This window comes from Streptomyces sp. NBC_00210 (assembly GCF_045160975.1).
In the GTDB taxonomy this organism is placed as follows: Bacteria; Actinomycetota; Actinomycetes; order Streptomycetales; family Streptomycetaceae; genus Streptomyces.
Window position 1 is genome coordinate 3,254,364 of record NZ_CP108120.1, and the last position, 17,764, is coordinate 3,272,127.

The 17,764-nt window shown below is 71.6% G+C and carries 4 protein-coding genes; all 4 read right to left on the minus strand.

Going from position 1 to position 17,764, the window contains the following annotated elements; genetic code table 11:
- Positions 1 to 30: 30 nt before the first annotated feature.
- The 4 genes from OG729_RS14660 to sbnA are packed head-to-tail and all read right to left on the minus strand — an operon-like array spanning position 31 to position 17,760.
- A complete protein-coding gene (locus OG729_RS14660) occupies positions 31 to 243 on the minus strand; it encodes an MbtH family protein (protein ID WP_360885245.1) in 213 nt (70 codons plus the stop codon).
- A complete protein-coding gene (locus OG729_RS14665) occupies positions 240 to 8,969 on the minus strand; it encodes an amino acid adenylation domain-containing protein (RefSeq protein WP_405806434.1) in 8,730 nt (2,909 codons plus the stop codon). Before OG729_RS14665 ends, OG729_RS14660 begins: the two co-directional genes overlap by 4 nt.
- The gene (locus tag OG729_RS14670) at positions 8,966 to 16,705 is read right to left on the minus strand and encodes an amino acid adenylation domain-containing protein (RefSeq protein ID WP_405806436.1); all 7,740 of its coding nucleotides are present in this window, start codon (positions 16,703 to 16,705) and stop codon (positions 8,966 to 8,968) included. The genes OG729_RS14665 and OG729_RS14670 overlap by 4 nt, the downstream gene beginning before the upstream one ends.
- On the minus strand, positions 16,702 to 17,760 hold the full coding sequence (gene sbnA, locus OG729_RS14675; protein WP_405806437.1) for a 2,3-diaminopropionate biosynthesis protein SbnA: 1,059 nt from the start codon (positions 17,758 to 17,760) through the stop codon (positions 16,702 to 16,704). Before sbnA ends, OG729_RS14670 begins: the two co-directional genes overlap by 4 nt.
- Positions 17,761 to 17,764: the final 4 nt, after the last annotated feature.

Genomic DNA, 17,764 nt, shown 5'->3' on the forward strand with positions numbered 1-17,764 from the left:
GATGAGTTCGTTGATGAGGGGTGGCGACCGTCAGGCAGCCGCGTGCTGGATGAGGGACTTGGGGCGCATGTCCGTCCAGGTCCGCTCGATGTGGTCGAGGGCGGCCTCGCGGCTGCCGGCCGGCAGGACGGTGGTCCAGCCGTCGGGCACGGCGGCGAACTCCGGCCAGACGCAGTGCTGTCCCTCGTCGTTGACCAGGACCAGGAAAGTGCCGTTCTCGTCGTCGAACGGGTTGTTCTTCATGATGCGTCCTCCGTGAATTCTGCGGCGCCTGCGCCGATGCCTGAAAGGTGCGCGGCGATGATGCGTCCGATCGCCCCCTGCGGTTCGGGGCGCATCATTCCGTCGTGGTCCGATTCGATGCTGTGGTGGGAAATCCGGCCGCCGATGTACGGGGCCCATTCCGCGATGGTCGGGGAGTTCTCGTCGGTTCCGAGTGCGGCGGACAGGAAGAGGACCTCCCCACTGAAGCGGGCGGGTGTGAACTCGGCACTGAGGACGGCGTGGTTGCGCACGATCCGCAGCAGCCGGCGCAGCTGCTCCTCGTCCAGTCCCGCCAGCGGGTTGGCGTCCCGCCTGAAGAGCTCCAGAACCTCGGTGAGCTGCGGCTCCCGGCCCCGGAACAGCTCCGGGTCGTACCCGCAGTACTCCAGGATCTTCGCGAGCAGCGCCTGGTCGTCCGGGATGCCGTCGGGCTCCGGGACGGGGTAGCTGTCGAGGTTGGCGAGGAAGGCGACCCGGTGGCCGAGCGCTTCGAGCCGGGTGGCGCTCGCATGGGCGAGAAGTCCCCCGAACGACCAACCAATAAGATGGTAGGGCCCGTTGGGCTGGATTTCCAGAATTCTCCGCACATATTCCTGGGCCATTTCCGCAATCGATGACGGAAGCGGCGCTTCCGAGACAATTCCGGACGCCTGGAATCCATATACGGGGAATTCCTGGCCGAGATGTTCGGCAAGACCGAGATACGGCCAGCTGAGTCCGACGCCGCCATGCATGAAGAACAGTGGCGGGCGGGTGCCATCGGGCCGGATGGCCAGCAGTGTCTCGAACGCCTCGGTGAGCAGGGCGGGGCGCCGCTCGGCGGTCTGCGGCCGGGAGAGGGCGAGTTCGCCCGCCCGTGCGGCGAGCGTCCGCAGGGCACGGAACCAGCCGTGGGCGAGCGCCTCGGCGGCCGGAGCGTCCAGCACTCCACCGGCCCAGGTCCAGTTGGCGACCAGCTCGGGTCCCTGCGCGCCCTCCTCGACGAGCGCGTCCAGTTCGACGACATGGCCCAGCGGCATGCCGTCGGCGGCCGCCGCGAACGCCTCCCGGGACTCGGGAGCGGCCGCCCACTCACTTCCGTACGACTCCACCCCCGCGAAACGGCCGAGGTAGTTGAAGCCGAGCTGCGGATTCACGGCGAGCGACGGCTCATGGGCGAGATGGCGCAGGATGCCATGGCCCAGGCCGTGTTCCGGCAGGGTGGCGAGCTGTTCCCGCACCTCCTTGACCGCCTGCTCGGGGCCGAGTCCTGCGGCCCGCAGCAGCACCGGGTGGGTGCTGGTGAACCAGCCGACCGTGCGCGAGAGATCGACGCCCGGGTGGAGCTGCTCCCGGCCGTGGGTCTCCACCTCGACCAGCGCACCCGTCCCGCGCCACTCCTCGACGGCGAGCGCGAGCGCCGCCAGCAGAAGGTCGTTGATCTCGGCCTGGAAGGCGGCCGGGCCACGCTCCAGGAGCGGGGCGGTGACCTCGGCCGGGAGAGTCAGCCGCAGCCTGCGGGCCGTGGCGTGGGTGTCCCGCGCCGGGTCGAGAGCCCGGCTGCCGATCAGTGGCTCGCCCTGCCCCGACAGCGTCTGCCACAGGGACAGTTCGGGCGCACGGACACCCTCGACGCCCTGGGTGTGCAGCAGCTGCGACCAGTGCCGGAAGGATGTGCCGACCGCGTCGAGGGCCGTGCCGGGCGTCTCGTACGCGGAGAGCAGATCCGGCAGCAGGATGCGCCAGGAGACGCCGTCCACCACGAGGTGGTGCAGCATCAGGACCAGTCGGCCGGGCCGCTCGGGGCCACGGTCGAGCCAGACCGCCTGGAGATTGACCGCTTCGCGCGGGGCGAGCCGGTCGCGGGCCGCCGTCGACTGCGCGGCGACGGCCTGCCGCAGCAGGACCTCGTCCTCGTACGCCCGGTGCGATGCATCAATGCGGGTCAGCAGCGGGCCGGCCGGTACGGAGCCGGGGGCGCCGGTCAGCAGCCGCCAGTTCGCCGGTCCGTCGCCGATCAGGCGCAGGCGCAGGGCGTCATGGTGGTCGATGACCCGCTGGAGCGCGGCGGTGAGCCGGGCTTGATCGAGGGTGGCGGGAGTGGTGAGGACGACGGACTGGTTGAAGCCGTCGATGGGGCCGCCCTCTTCGAGCATGCGCAGCATGACCGGGGTGGGCGCCATGACACCCACGCCGTCGTCCGTGCCGACGGTGGGCACGGCTTCCGCCTCGCCGACGGCCGCGGCCAGGGCGGCGACCGACTTGTAGGTGAAGACGTCGGCCGCGGTGACGCTCAGACCGGCCCGGCGTGCGCGGGCGACCACCTCGATGGAGCGGATGCTGTCGCCGCCGAGGTCGAAGAAGTTGTCGTCGATGGAGACCTCGGGGAGGCCGAGGACGACGGCGAAGACTTCGCAGAGGGTGCGCTCGGCTTCCGTACGGGGCAGGCGGGCCGGGCCGGTGGACATCGCCGCCGGGTCGGGGGCGGGGAGGGCCTTGCGGTCGACCTTGCCGTTGCCGGTGAGGGGGAGCGCGTCGAGGGTGAGGAAGGCGCTGGGGACCATGTAGTCCGGCAGAATGCCCGCGAGCGTGGACTTCACATCCTGCGCGTCGCCGACGACGTAGCCCACCAGCCGGCCGTCATGCACCGCGGCGGCGGCATCGGTGACGCCTTCCACGCTGCGGAGTGCGGCCTCCACCTCGCCCAGCTCGATCCGGTGACCACGGATCTTGACCTGATGGTCGACCCGCTCCAGGAACTCCAGCTGACCATCAGGTCGCTGCACCACCCGGTCACCCGTCCGGTACATCCGCGCCCCGGACACCTCCGCATACGGATCAGCAAGGAAGGTCACCGCCGTCTTACGCGTGTCGTCCAGATACCCGCGACCGACCCCGACACCACCCACATACAGCTCACCCGCAACACCCGGAACCACCGGCCGCAACGCCGAATCCAGCACATACAACCGCGTGTTGCGCACCGCATGACCGATCGGCGCACGCGCCCCCAGCTCACTGCCCGCACCGATCACCGCATGCGTCACATCGTCCGAGCACTCCGTCGGACCGTACGCATTCACCAACGGAATGTGCGGGGCGAGCTCCAGCCACTGGCGGGCCAGATCGGCGGGCAGCGCCTCACCCGTGACCATCAGCGCGCGCAGCGGGGCGAGTTCGGGGCGCCCGAGACCGTCCTGCCACGAGTCGACGGCCGCCTTCAGCAGCGACGGCACGACCTCCAGGACCGTGACCCCGTCCGTCGCGATCCGCCCGAAGAGCTCCTGCGGATCAGCCGCGGTCTCCCGCGACACGACCACGAGCCGCCCGCCGACGATGAGCCCGGACAGCATCTGCCACACCGAGATGTCGAAGGTGACAGGCGCGTTGTGAACGACCACGTCGGTCGCCGACATGCTCAAGTCCTGCACCTTCGCCAGCAGATGGTTGACCATCCCCCGCCGGTGCACCATCGCGCCCTTCGGCCTACCCGTCGAACCCGACGTGAAGATCACATACGCCAGGTCGTCCGGCTGCCCGGCAAGCGGTGCCAGAGCGTCCGGCTCGTCCTTCGCGTCGTTCCACGAGACGACGGTCGGCGAGGTGCCGGCCCGAGCCAGGATCTCCCGGGCGAGCTGCTCCTGGCCGGGGCCGACATACAGCGCGTCGGCACGGCTGTCGTCGAGCAGCGCGGCCGTACGAGCCACCGGGGCCCGCAGATCCAGCGGCACCCACGCCGCCCCGGCACCGAGCACACCCAGCACGCCCGTCACAAAGGGCACACCCGGCTCGCAGAGAACCGCGACCCGACGGTCGGGACCCACCCCGGCCGCCGTCAGCCGCCGCGTCAACGCCGAGCCCAGACCGACCAGTTCACCGTACGAGACGGTGGTTTGAGGGTCCTGGACAGCACGGTCGTCAGGATGCAACGACGCAATCGCCCTGATGCGCTCGACGACACCGACGTATGTGTCATCGGCAGCCGTCGCCGACCAGTCGTCCTCGATCCGCCGGCGCTCGGCGGGCAGCAGCGCGTCGGCCTCGTCGACCGGCCGGTCCGGGTCACCCACCAGCACGCCCAGCAGATGCGTCAGCCGGTCGGCGATCGACTGCGCGGTCGCCGCACCGTAGAGGTCGCTGCTGTACTCCAGTACGGCGTCGATCCCGTCCGGCGTGCCCTCGGCCGTACGCCGCTCGAAGAGCTCGAAGGCGAGGTCGGCCTTTGCCGTCCCCGTGGTGATCAGCAGCGGCTCGGACTCGGTTCCGGCCAGCTGCACTGCTGCCTCAGGGGTGTTGTGCAGGGTGAGCATGGTCTGGAACAGCGGGTGGCGCGACAGCGAGCGGGGCGGCGCGAGGGCGTCGACCAGTGCCTCGAAGGGCAGGTCCTGGTGTGCGTAGGCCGCCAGGTCCGCGGCCCGCACCCGCTCGACCAGTTCACGGAAGGTCGGGGCGCCCGACAGGTCGGTGCGCAGGACGAGGGTGTTCACGAATAGCCCGACGAGGTCGTCGAGCACCGGGTCGGTGCGGCCCGCGACGGGTGTGCCGAGCGGGATGTCGTCACCGCCGCCGAGCTTGGCGAGCAGCGCGGCAAGCGCGGCCTGCAGCACCATGAAGGTGCTGGCGCCCGACGTCCGCGCCAACTTCCCGATCCTCGTGTGCAGTTCGCCGTTGATACGGAACTCCACCGTGCCGCCCCGATAGGTCGGAGCCGCCGGTCGCGCATGGTCGGTGGGCAGCTCCAGCTCCTCCGGCAGCCCGGCCAGCGCCTCGCGCCAGTAGGACAGCTGGTCGTCGGCTACCGCGTCGAGCAGCTCGCGCTGCCAGAGCGTGTAGTCGGCGTACTGGACCGGCAGCGGCGCCCAGGCGGGTGCCGCGCCCTGACGACGGGCCTCGTAGGCCTTCGCGAGATCGCTGCCGAGCGGGCCGATCGACCAGCCGTCCGCGGCGATGTGGTGGACCACCAGCAGCAGTACATGCTCGGTGTCACTGACCCTGAACAGCTCTGCACGCAGGGGAAGTTCGGCCGACAGATCGAAACCACGGCGGGCCGCCGCCGCCACAGCGCCCTCGGCCGACTCGGTCACCGGCAGGTCGATCCGTACGGCGTTGGCGTCCAGCACCTCCTGCCGTGGCCGGCCGTCCGTGTCGGGGTAGCGGGTGCGCAGCGCCTCGTGGCGCCCGACGACGTCCCGCACGGCGGCGGTCAGCGCATCCACATCCAGCTCGCCGGTCAGGCGGACCGCGACGGGAATGTTGTACGCCGGGTTCTCCCCCTCCAACTGGCCGAGAAACCAGAGCCGTTGCTGGGCGGGCGAGAGCGGCAGCACCTCGGGACGTACGACCGGGACCGGAGCGGTCCGCGCCTCGCCCGCGCCCTCCAGACGGGCCGCGAGACCCGCCGGGGTCGGCGACTCGAAGACCGCGCGGACCGGCAGATCGGCGCCGAGCGCGGCACTGATCCGGCCGACCAGGCGGGTGGCGAGCAGCGAGTGCCCGCCGAGTTCGAAGAAGGACTCGTCGGGTCCGGGCGCCGCAGGCAGGCCCAGCACCTCGGCGAACGCCTCGCAGAGCAGCTGTTCCTGGGGAGTGCGCGGGGCGCGTCCGGCGGCGCGAAGGGCGGGGTCGGGCGCGGGCAGCAGCTTGCGGTCGACCTTGCCGTTCGCGGTGAGCGGCAGCGCGTCCATGGCGACGAACAGCGCGGGCACCATGTGCGCGGGCAGCGTCTCGCCCAGGTGCGCGCGGAGCGCCGCCGGATCGGCCGTCCGCCCCTCGACTGCGACCGTGTAGGCCACCAACTGGGTGTCCCCCGGCCGGTCCTCGCGTGCCAGCACGGTCGCCTGCGCCACGTCCGCGTGTGCCGCGAGCGCGGACTCGATCTCGCCGAGCTCGATGCGGAAGCCACGGATCTTCACCTGGTGATCCGCGCGGCCGATGTACTCGATCTGACCGTCCGCGCCCCAGCGCACGACGTCGCCGGTCCGGTACATCCGGCTGCCGGCCGGGCCGTACGGGTCGGGCACGAAGCGCGTCGCGGTCAGCGAAGGCCGCCCGTGGTAGCCGCGGGCCACGCCGTCGCCCGCGATGTACAGCTCGCCGATCGCGCCTGCCGGGGCCGGGCGCAGGGCGTCGTCGAGCACATACACCTGGGTGTTTGCGATGGGCCGGCCGATCGGCGGCACCCCGCCGCGTACACCGTCGAGCGTCGCGGCCGTCGACCAGATGGTCGTCTCGGTCGGCCCGTAGACATTGGTGACCTCGCGGGCCGCGGCCCGCAGCGCGTCGGCGAGCGGCTCGCCGACGGCCTCGCCACCGATCAGCACCCGCAGTCCGGCGAGGGACTGGGGCTGCTCGGTCACCAGGGCGTGCCACAGGGTCGGGGTCGCCTGCATGACGGTGGCGTCGCTGTCGCTGATGAGCCGGGCGAGTGCGGCGGGGTCGCGTACGGTGTCGCGCTCGGCCAGGACGAGTTCGGCGCCGGCCAGCAGCGGTACGAAGATCTCCAGGTTGGAGATGTCGAAGCCGAAGGTCGTGACGGACAGGAAGCGGTCGTCCGCGCCGATCCGGAAACGCCCGGCCATGTCGTGCACCAGATTGATCAGCGCGCCCTGCGGTACGACGACGCCCTTGGGGCGGCCGGTGGAACCGGAGGTGTAGATCGTGTACGCGGTGTCCAGCGGGTGCGGATCGGGGGTCGCGACGGGCCCGGTGGGGCGGGCCGCGATCTGCTGCGCGGTCGCCTCTGTGTCGAGCGCGAGGTGGGGGCGCTCGGTGACGGCGGGCAGCGCGTGGGCGACGGCGGTCGTGGTGAGGACGAGCACCGGGGCCGCGTCGTCGAGCATGTAGCCGATCCGGTCGGCCGGATAGTCGGGGTCGAGGGGCAGATAGGCGGCGCCGGCCTTGACGACGGCGAGGGTGGCGATGACGAGGTCGGCGGAGCGCGGCAGGGTGATGGCGACGAGGGTGCCGGGACCTGCGCCTTGCGCGACGAGCTCGTGGGCGAGGCGGTCGGCGCGGGCGTGCAGTTGGGCGTAGGTGAGCCGTTCGCTGCCGCAGCGGAGTGCGGGTGCGTTGCCCCCGGCCCCCCAGTCCTCAATCGCCGGACGGGCTTGATTCCCCGCGCTGGAGTCGCGGCCGGGCAAATCCAGCCCCGCCGGCGATTGAGGCGTGGGGTTCGGGGCAGAGCCCCGACGGACGCGTGCACCCGTGGGGAAACCCTCAGCTTGGGACGGCTGAAGCGCACGCCCTTCGGGCGTGTCCTCAATCGCCGGACGGGCTTGAGTTTCCGGCGTTTGAGGCGCAGAGCCCTGACGGGCCTGAAATGCCAACTGCTCCCGCAGCGGGGCCGTCGGGTACTCCCGCCCCGTGTCGTTGTACCCGCGAAGCAGCCGCGCCCGCTCACCCTCGCTCAGCAGGTCCAGCCGCCCAAGCGGCACATCCGCCTCATCCGGCAACGCGTGAAGCAGCCGCAGCACGCGCCCCGCGATCGCCCCCGCCTCCTCCCCCGTCACCAGGTCCGGCGCGTGGTCCAGGCGCAGCGTGAGCCGCTCCCCCGGCAGCACCAGCAACGAGAGCGGGTAGTGCGTCGCGTCGCGGCCCTGGATGCCGGTGACCTTCAGGCCCGGCACCGCGTCGCGCAGGGCGTCCGGGTCGAGCGGGTAGTTCTCGAAGATCAGGACGGTGTCGAAGAGTTCACCGTGGCCCGCGCCCTGCTGGATGCGGGACAGGCCCAGGTGCTGGTGCGGCAGCAGCTCCGTGTGCTGCGACTGCGCGGTGGCGACGACCTCGGCGAGCGTGCGCGAGGCCGGCGCCGTCAGCCGTACCGGCAGGGTGTTGATGAACAGGCCGACCATCGACTCCACGCCCGGGATCTCCGGCGGCCGGCCCGAGGTCGTCGTGCCGAACACCACGTCGTCCCGGCCGGTCAGCGCCGACAGGACGACGGCCCAGACGCCCTGCAGGACGCTGGAGAGGGTGACTCCGCGCTCGCGGGCCCATGCGGTGAGCCGCTGGGTGGCTGCCTCGTCGAGCTCTCGTACACACCGCTCGGGAAGCACCGGAGTACGGCCGGGCGGGGCCGGGACCAGCCGGCTCGGCTCCTCCAGGCCGGACAGCAGCTGTTGCCAGGCGGCGGAGGCGGCCTGCTGGTCCTGGCCGGCCAGCCAGGACAGGTAGGTCTTGTACGCGGTGACGGCGGGCAGCGACGCGGCGTCGCCCCCGGCCCCGTACGCCGCGAACAGCTCCTGGAGCAGGATCGGCATCGACCAGCCGTCCAGCAGGATGTGGTGGCAGGTGATCAGCAGCCGGTGGCTGTCCGGTCCCGTACCGATCAGCGTGAAGCGGATCAGCGGCGGGCGGCCGACGTCGAACGGCTCCGAACGGTCCCGGTCGGTGAGTTCCGTGAGTTCGTCCAGATCGCCCGCTGCGGCCGTCTCCCGCCAGGGAACGGGCACTTCGCGCGGGATCAGCTGAACCGGCTGCCCGTTCTTGCGGTACCGGAAGCCGGCGCGCAGATTGGCGTGGCGACGCAGCAGGCCGGCGGCCGCGGCCTTGAGGGCGGCCCGGTCGAGGGGTCCTTCGAGGTCGAGGACGAGCTGCACGGCGTACACGTCGAGCTGCTGCCGGTCGTAGACGGCGTGGAACAGCAGCCCTTCCTGGAGCGGCGTCAGCGGCAGTACGTCACTGAGGCCGCCGCCCGCCTTCTGTGGTTTTCTCGTGGTCCCACTCACAGATCCGTCCCCCACTCATCCGCAAACTCGTTCTCGAACTCGTCGATCTCGTCCTGGTCCAGGCCGTCCACCAGCGCCAGGTCCGACGGTGTGAAGCCGCCGGCGTCGGGCCGCGCGGCATGCTCGACCAGGGCTTCGAGCGCCCGGAACCAGCCGCGGGCGATGGCCTCCGCGTCCGCGTCCGCCACCGTGAGCCCCGCCCATGCCCAGTCGGCGACCAGGCGCGGCCCCTCGGGCCGGTCCTCGGTCCGGGCGTTGACGCCCAGCGCGTGCGGCAGCGGCATGCCCGGGTCGGTGCCGGCCGCCACGTCCAGGGACTCGGCGGCGAGCTGCCAGTCGGCGGCCTCCGCAATCGCCATCCGGCCCAGGTAGTTGAAGCCGAGCTGGGGCGCCCTGTGGCCGCGCAGCCGCTCGGCCGTTTCCGGGTTGAGATGGCGCAGCAGGCCGTGGCCCATGCCGTGGTCGGGCAGCTGCCGCAGCTGCTCCTTGATCTCCTTGAGCACCTGGCCGACGGACGGGCCGCCCGCCCTTATGTCGTCCCAGTCGGGCAGCCCGACGTCGAGCCGCACCGGGTGGGTGCTGGTGAACCAGCCGACCGTGCGGGAGACATCGGTGCCCGGCACGATCTGCTCGCGTCCATGGCCTTCCAGCTCGAGAAGGACGCTCTGCGGCTCGTTCCGCTGCCGCCGCCAGTCGGCGACGGAGAGGGCGAGCGCGGTGAGCAGTACGTCGTTGATCTCGGCGTGGAAGACCGCGGGCACCTCGGTGAGCAGCGCGGCCGTGCGCTCGGGCGACAGCTCCAGACGCAGCCGGTGCGCGGTCGCCGCGGTGTCCTGGGCCGGGTCGAGCGGACGCCGTCCCATCGGGGTCTCGCCGCCCGCCAGTACCTCTTCCCACAGGGGCAGTTCGGCCGCACGGCCGGCGGCCTCCTGGTGGAGCAGCCGCGCCCACTGCCGGAACGAGGTGCCGACCGGTGCCGGGGGCTTGTCCGGCTGCTCGTAGGCCTGCGCCAGATCGGGCAGCAGGATGCGCCAGGAGACGCCGTCCACCACCAGGTGGTGCAGGGTCAGCAGCAGCCGTCCTGCGCGTCCGGCGCCCGCGTCGATCCAGGTGCCGCGCAGCACGGCTCCGTCGCGCGGCGCGAGCTCGCGCCAGGTGCGGTCGGCCGCCTGCCGTACGAGGGCGGGCAGTTGGGCCGCGGCGACCTGCGAAGCGTCCACCCGCCGAAGCACGTCCTCGGCCCGTACGGAACCCGCCTCGCGGATCTCGTCCCCGTGCAACCGCAGCACGTCGTGGTGGTCGAGCACGCTCTGGAGCGCGGCCGCGATCCGCTCGTAAGTGGCTCCCGCCGGAGTCCGTACGACCGCCGCCTGGTGGAAGCCGTCGACCGGTCCCGGGATCTCGTCCAGCCAGCTGGTGATCGGTGTGGGCAGGAGCGTGCCGGTGCCGTCCCCGGCACCGACGATCTCGACCTGCTCGGCGGCGCGGGCCGCCAGTGCCAGACCCTGCGGGGTCCGGTGCACGAACACGTCCTGCGCGGTGATCGCCAGGCCCGCTTCCCGTGCCTTGCTGACCAGTTGAATGGAGCTGATGCTGTCGCCGCCGAGGTCGAAGAAGCTGTCGTCGGCGCCGGCCTGCTCCAGGCCGAGCACTTCGGCGTATGCCCGGCAGAGCGCGGCCTCCCGCTCGTTCGCCGGGGCACGGCCCGAGGTCACCGTGGTGTAGTCGGGCGCGGGCAGGGCCCGGCGGTCCAGCTTGCCGTTGCCGGTGAGCGGCAGCTCGTCGAGGAGGACGACGGCGGCCGGCACCATGTGCTCGGGCAGCGCGGCGGCGAGGTGGTTGCGCAGCTCCCGCGCATCGGCTTCAGCAGTCGGTACGGCGTACGCGACCAGGCGCTTGTCACCGGGACGCTCTTCGCGGACGATCACCGCGGCCTGCGCGATGTCGTCGCGGGCGAGCAGTACGCCCTCGATCTCGCCCAGTTCGATACGGAAGCCGCGCAGCTTGACCTGGTCGTCGACGCGGCCCACATAGTCGAGGCTGCCGTCGACGTTCCAGCGCACCAGGTCGCCGGAGCGGTACATCCGGCCGCCTGGCTCCTTCGCCAACGGATCGGCGACGAAGCGTTCCGCCGTCAGCGCGGGGCGGCGGAGATAGCCGCGGGCCAGCTGCGCGCCGCCGATGTACAGCTCGCCCGTGACGCCCGGCGGCACCGGGCGCAGCCGCGCGTCGAGGACGTACAGCCGGGTGTTGTGGAGCGGGAAGCCGATGGGCGGCTTGACCGCGCCGGACAGCGGCACGCTGATGCTGGAGCAGACGGTCGCCTCGGTCGGGCCGTACGCGTTGAGCATCACGCGCCCGCGCGACCAGCGCTCGACCAGCTCGGGCGGGCAGGCCTCGCCCGCGACGACCAGCTGCATGCCCTCCGGCATCGGCCGGTCCGCCGGCCAGGCGGAGAGCACGGTCGGCGGCAGGCAGACCATGTTGACGCCGCTGCGGGCCACGAGGTCTGCAAGCGGCTCGCCGGGGCCCCGGTCCTGTGCGGTCGACAGCACCATCGTCGCCCCGGACAGCAGTCCGATGGACAGCTCCCAGGTCGCGGCGTCGAAGCTGTACGAGGCGAATTGCAGCCAGCGGGTGCCGGGACCGATGCCCATGCGCGGGCCCTGGTCGGCGACCATCACGGCGACCGTGTGGTGCTCGACGACGACGCCCTTGGGCCGGCCGGTGGAGCCCGAGGTGTAGATGACGTACGCCGGGTGGCGCGGGGTCAGCGGCCCGGTCCGGTCGGCGTCGGTCGGGGCTCGTTCCGGTCGTGCGGCGATCGCGGTCCGGACGGCCGGGTCGTCCAGCAGGAGTCGCTCCACGGACGCATCACCCAGGCTCGTGGACTCGGCGGCCATGGTGAGCGTGAGCGCGGGCCGCGAGTCGTCGAGCATGTAGGCGATGCGGTCCAGCGGATAGGCCGCGTCGATCGGAAGGTAGGCCGCGCCCGCCTTCAGTACGGCGAGCAGTGCGACCACCATGTCCGGCGAGCGCGGCAGCAGCAGAGCGACCAGGTCTCCGGGGCCGGTGCCGCGTGCGATCAGCTCATGCGCAAGCTGGTTGGCGCGGGTGTCCAGCTCCGCGTAGCCGACGGTCAGTTCGCCGAAGACGAGCGCCGGGTGCGCGGGCTGCTCGGCGGCCTTTGCCGCGTACAGCTCGTGCACGGGCGCGATGTCGACGTGCTGTGTCGGTCCTGCCCACGCGCCGAGAATGCGGGCGGCCTCGTCGGGCAGCAGTGCGTCGGCCTGGCCAAGAGGGCGGTCGGGGTCACCGACCAGGATGCCCAGCAGATGCGTGAGGCGGTCGGCGATCGACTGAGCGGTGCCCGCCGTGAAGAGGTCGGTGCTGTATTCCAGTACGGCGTCGATGCCCGCCGGCGAGCCGTCAGCAGTGTGCCGCTCGGTCAGCTCGAAGGCCAGGTCCAGCTTGGCGGCGCCGGTGCGGACCGGGGTCACTTCGAGGTCCAGGCCGGGCAGCGCCAGTTCGGCGGCGGCGTTGTTCTGGAAGGCCAGCATCGTCTGGAACAGCGGCTGCCGCGACAGCGAACGGCTGGGCGCGAGCGCGTCGACCAGCGCCTCGAAGGGCAGGTCCTGATGGGCGTATGCGGCGAGATCCGCGTCGCGGACCCGGTCGAGCAGCTCCCGGAAGGTCGGGTCGCCGGACAGATCGGCCCGCAGGACCAGGGTGTTGACGAAGAACCCGATGAGCTCGTCCAGGGCCGCGTCGGTGCGGCCCGCCACCGGGGTGCCGAGCGGGATGTCGGTGCCCGCGCCCAGCTTGGAGAGCAGGGTAGCGAGCGCGGCCTGCAGCACCATGAAGGTGCTCGCGCCCTGTCCGCGCGCCAACTGGACGGCAGCAGCATGCAGTTCGCCGTCGATGCGGAACTCGACCGTGCCGCCCTGATGCGTGGAGACGGCGGGGCGGGCGTGGTCGCTCGGCAGCTCCAGCTCCTCCGGGAGACCCGCCAGAGCCTCCTTCCAGTGGGCGAGCTGCTCGTCCGCGACCGTGTCGAGCAACTCGCGCTGCCAGAGCGTGTAGTCCGGGTACTGGACCGGCAGCGGCGACCGGTCGGGGGCCGCGCCTTCGAGCCGGGCGCCATAGGCCTCGGCCAGATCGCGGGCGAGCGGGCCGATGGACCAGCCGTCCGATGCGATGTGGTGCAGGACGAGGAGCAGGACGTGCTCGGTCGGCGCCACGCTGAACAGCTCGGCACGGAGCGGGAGTTCGGCCGCGAGGTCGAAGCCGCGTACGGCCGTCGCGGTCAGGGCATCGGGCAGCGCGTCCTCGGTGATCGCCGTGACGGGCACGTCGATGCGCGCTTCCGAGGCGGGCAGTACCTGCTGCCGGGGGCGTCCCGAGGTGTCGGGGAACACCGTGCGCAGGGCTTCGTGGCGGGCGACGACATCGCCCAGGGCCGCGGCGAGCGCTGCCGCGTCCAGCGTGCCCGTCAGCCGTACGGCGAAGGGCAGATGGTAGGTCGCGGAGCCGTTCTCCAGCTGGTTCAGGAACCACAGCCGCTGCTGTGCCGGGGAGAGCGGCAGCTCTTCGGGGCGTACGGGAGCCGCGGCGAGCGGGGGCCGTACAGCGGATCCGTCGGTGTCCGCGAGATGGTCGGCGAGCGCCGCGACGGTGGGGGCCTGGAAGAAGGTACGGATGGCGAGTTCCGCGCCCAGCCGGGTGCGGACCCGGGCGGCGACGTTGGTGGCGAGCAGGGAGTGGCCGCCGAGGTCGAAGAAGTTGTCGTCGATGCCGATGGCGGGGAGCCCGAGGACCTCGGCGAAGATCTCGCAGAGGGCCTGCTCGCGCGGGTTGCGCGGGGCACGCAGATCGGTGGAGACGGCCGCCGGGTCGGGGGCGGGGAGGGCCTTGCGGTCGACCTTGCCGTTGCCGGTGAGGGGCAGGCTGCTGAGGGTGAGGAAGGCGCTGGGGACCGTGTAGTCCGGCAGAATGCCCGCGAGCGTGGACTTCACATCCTGCGCGTCGCCGACGACGTAGCCCACCAGCCGGCCGTCATGCACCGCGGCGGCGGCATCGGTGACGCCTTCCACGCTGCGGAGTGCGGCCTCCACCTCGCCCAGCTCGATCCGGTGACCACGGATCTTGACCTGATGGTCGACCCGCTCCAGGAACTCCAGCTGACCATCAGGTCGCTGCACCACCCGGTCACCCGTCCGGTACATCCGCGCCCCGGACACCTCCGCATACGGATCAGCAAGGAAGGTCACCGCCGTCTTACGCGTGTCGTCCAGATACCCGCGACCGACCCCGACACCACCCACATACAGCTCACCCGCAACACCCGGAACCACCGGCCGCAACGCCGAATCCAGCACATACAACCGCGTGTTGCGCACCGCATGACCGATCGGCGCACGCGCCCCCAGCTCACTGCCCGCACCGATCACCGCATGCGTCACATCGTCCGAGCACTCCGTCGGACCGTACGCATTCACCAACGGAATGTGCGGGGCGAGCTCCAGCCACTGGCGGGCCAGATCGGCGGGCAGCGCCTCACCCGTGACCATCAGCGCGCGCAGCGGGGCGAGTTCGGGGCGCCCGAGACCGTCCTGCCACGAGTCGACGGCCGCCTTCAGCAGCGACGGCACGACCTCCAGGACCGTGACCCCGTCCGTCGCGATCCGCCCGAAGAGCTCCTGCGGATCAGCCGCGGTCTCCCGCGACACGACCACGAGCCGCCCGCCGACGATCAGCGCGGACAGCATCTGCCACACCGAGATGTCGAAGGTGACAGGCGCGTTGTGAACGACCACGTCGGTCGCCGACATGCTCAAGTCCTGCACCTTCGCCAGCAGATGGTTGACCATCCCCCGCCGGTGCACCATCGCGCCCTTCGGCTTACCCGTCGAACCCGACGTGAAGATCACATACGCCAGATCGTCCTCAGCACCAGCAAGCTCCACCAGAGCCGTCTGCGGATCGCGCGACCCATCCCAGGTCACCACCTTCGGCGTGGCCGTCGCCCGGTCCACGATCTCCTTGACCAGGTCTTCCTGGCCCGGTCCGGCGTAGAGAACATCCGCTCCGCTGTCGTCGAGCAGCGCGGCCGTACGAGCCACCGGCGCCCGCAGATCCAGCGGCACCCACGCCGCCCCGGCACCGAGCACACCCAGCACGCCCGTCACAAAGGGCACACCCGGCTCACAGAGAACCGCAACCCGGCTGTCCGGACCCGAGCCCGCGGCCTTCAGCCGCCGCGTCAACGCCGAGCCCAGACCGACCAGTTCACCGTACGAAACCGAGCGCTCTTCGTCCTGGACGGCAATCTTCGCGGGCTTCGCGACCGCGACAGCCCTGATGCGCTCGACGGCACCGACGTACACATCGTCCCAGGCGGTCTCGCCCCACTCCTCGCTCAGCACGCCGAGTTCGTGCGGCAGCAGCACGTCCAGCTGCCCGAGCACCGCGTCCGGTCCGGCCTCGGCGATCGTCTCCAACCAGCCGAAGAGCCGCTTCTGGTGCAGCTCCAGTTCGTCCTCGGTGTAGAGGGAGGGGTTGGCGTCGAGGCGTACGGCATAGCCGTCGGCGGCCGCGTCGAGATAGATGATCTGCATGTCGTCGACGGGGCCCGTCGAGAGGTTGTGCAGCCGTCCCGCGCACGCGCCGAAGGTGAAGTCGAAGCCGGACTCCAGGACATTGACGGTCGGGCCGAGCGAGCGGCCCGCGTCGCCGGTGAAGCCGAGGTCACGGCGGACCTGGTCACCGCGGTAGTTCTGGTGCCGGAGCGTGGCGCGCAGTTCGCCGGCGCTCTCCTTCAGGAACTCCGCCAGCGTCTGGCCGGGACGTACCCGCACCGGATGCGGCAGGAAGTTGGCCCGCATGCCCGGCACCGCGCGCGCGGCGGCGGTGGCGCGGGCCGGCACGGCGAGGGTGAGCAGGGCGCGCTCGGCGCCCGCGGCCCGCTGGACGTAGGCGCCCGTGGCGGCGATGAGCAGCGTCTGCCAGGTGATGCGGGTGTCCCAGGCCAGCGCGCGCAGCCGCTCGACGGTGGCCGCCGGCAGCAGGGCCTCGCGCCGCAGGGAGCGGCGGGCCGGCACGAGCGGGCGCGTGGAGAGGCTGACGGGCTCGGGCGTCGTCTCGAACCGGGCCTGCCAGAAGGCGCGTTCCTTCTGGTACTTGGCGGTCGCGGCGAACGCGTCCTCGTCGTCCAGCAGCGTCTGCGGGCCGGGGAAGCCGCCCTCGGCGTCCGGCTCCGCATACAGCGCGGCGAGCCGGTTGTAGATGAGGACCCGGCTGAAGCCGTCGACCAGGATGTGGTTGACGCGGATGTAGAACACCGCGTGCCCGGGCCCGAGTTCGAGCAGCACCGACCGCAGCGTGGGCACGGTGAGGTCCGGCGGTGTGAGCAGGTCCTGCCGCATGAACTCCTCGGCGGCCCGGCGCGGCCGGTCCTCGCCCGACAGGTCGATCGTCTCGACCGGGAAGTCCTCGACGGGGGCGAAGTCCTGGCGCGGCTCGCCGTCGTGCTCGGTGAAGCGGGCGCGCAGGGTGGCGGCTTCCCGCAGCACGCCCTGCCAGGCCGCGGCCAGCCGGGCGGCGTCGAGCGGGCCGTGCAGTTCGAGGTAGTCGCCCATGGTGAACACGGGGTTGCCGGGGTCCGCCTGCTGCCCGTACCACATCTCGCGCTGCGCGGCGGAGAGCGGCAGCTGCTGCGCGGGGTGAGAGGGGGTCATGACTGCAGTGCTCCAGAAGAGAGATCGGTCATTTCCTGGCCGTCGGCGTCACTTTCGCCGTCGCCATCGCCATCACGTTCGCCATCGCCTTGGCCTTGGCCTTGGCCTTCGAGGTCTCCGTAGATGTCCCGGACCCAGCTCGACTGATAGACGGTGTCGAGGTAGCGCTCGCCGAGGTCGGGCGCGATGGCGACGGCCGCGACGTCCTCGCCGGGCCGGTGCTCGGCGAGCCAGCGGAGCGCGCCGCTGACGACCGTGCCGGTGGAGCCGCCGAAGAGGAATCCGCCGCGGGCGAGGGTGTGGCAGGCGCGTACGGTGTCGGCCTCCGGGACGTGCACGACGTCGTCGACGTACGACGTGTCGAGCAGTGCGGGCCGTACGCCGGTGCCGAGCCCCGGGATCATGCGGCGGCCCGCGGGGCCGCCGAAGGTGACGGAGCCGTCGCTGTCGACGGCGACGATCGTGACCGGGCGGGGCTGCTCCTTGAAGTAGCGGGCGCAGCCCATCAGGGTGCCGGTGGTGCCGGCGCCGATGAACAGCAGCTCCAGGGCCGGGAACTGCTTCTCGATCTGGGGAGCCGTGGTGCGGTAGTGGGCCCGCCAGTTGTCCGGGTTGGCGTGCTGGTTGAGCCAGACGTAGCGCGGGCTCGTGGCCAGCAGCCCCTGGACGTACGCGAGTCGGGCCGCGAGGAATCCCCCCTCCGCGGCCGGCTCGGAGACCGTGTGCACCTCGCTGCCGAGCGACTCGATGACCTTGCGCGTGGCGAGGTTCGTCCGCGAGTCGACCACACAGATGAAGCGGTAGCCCTTGGCCGCGGCGATGACGCTGAGCGCCACTCCGAGGTTGCCCGACGAGGACTCCACCAGGATCGAGTCCTGGGTGAGTTCACCACTGCGTTCGGCGGCCTCGATCATGCTCGCGGCTGCCTTGAGTTTGATGGAACCGGCGAAATTGAATCCCTCGCACTTGAGATGCAGCGGAAATCCGTACATCTCACGGAGATTTACATAGAGGTCTTCGGTGTTGAACTCCTGCGGCGCCGATATGACCGGCATGACT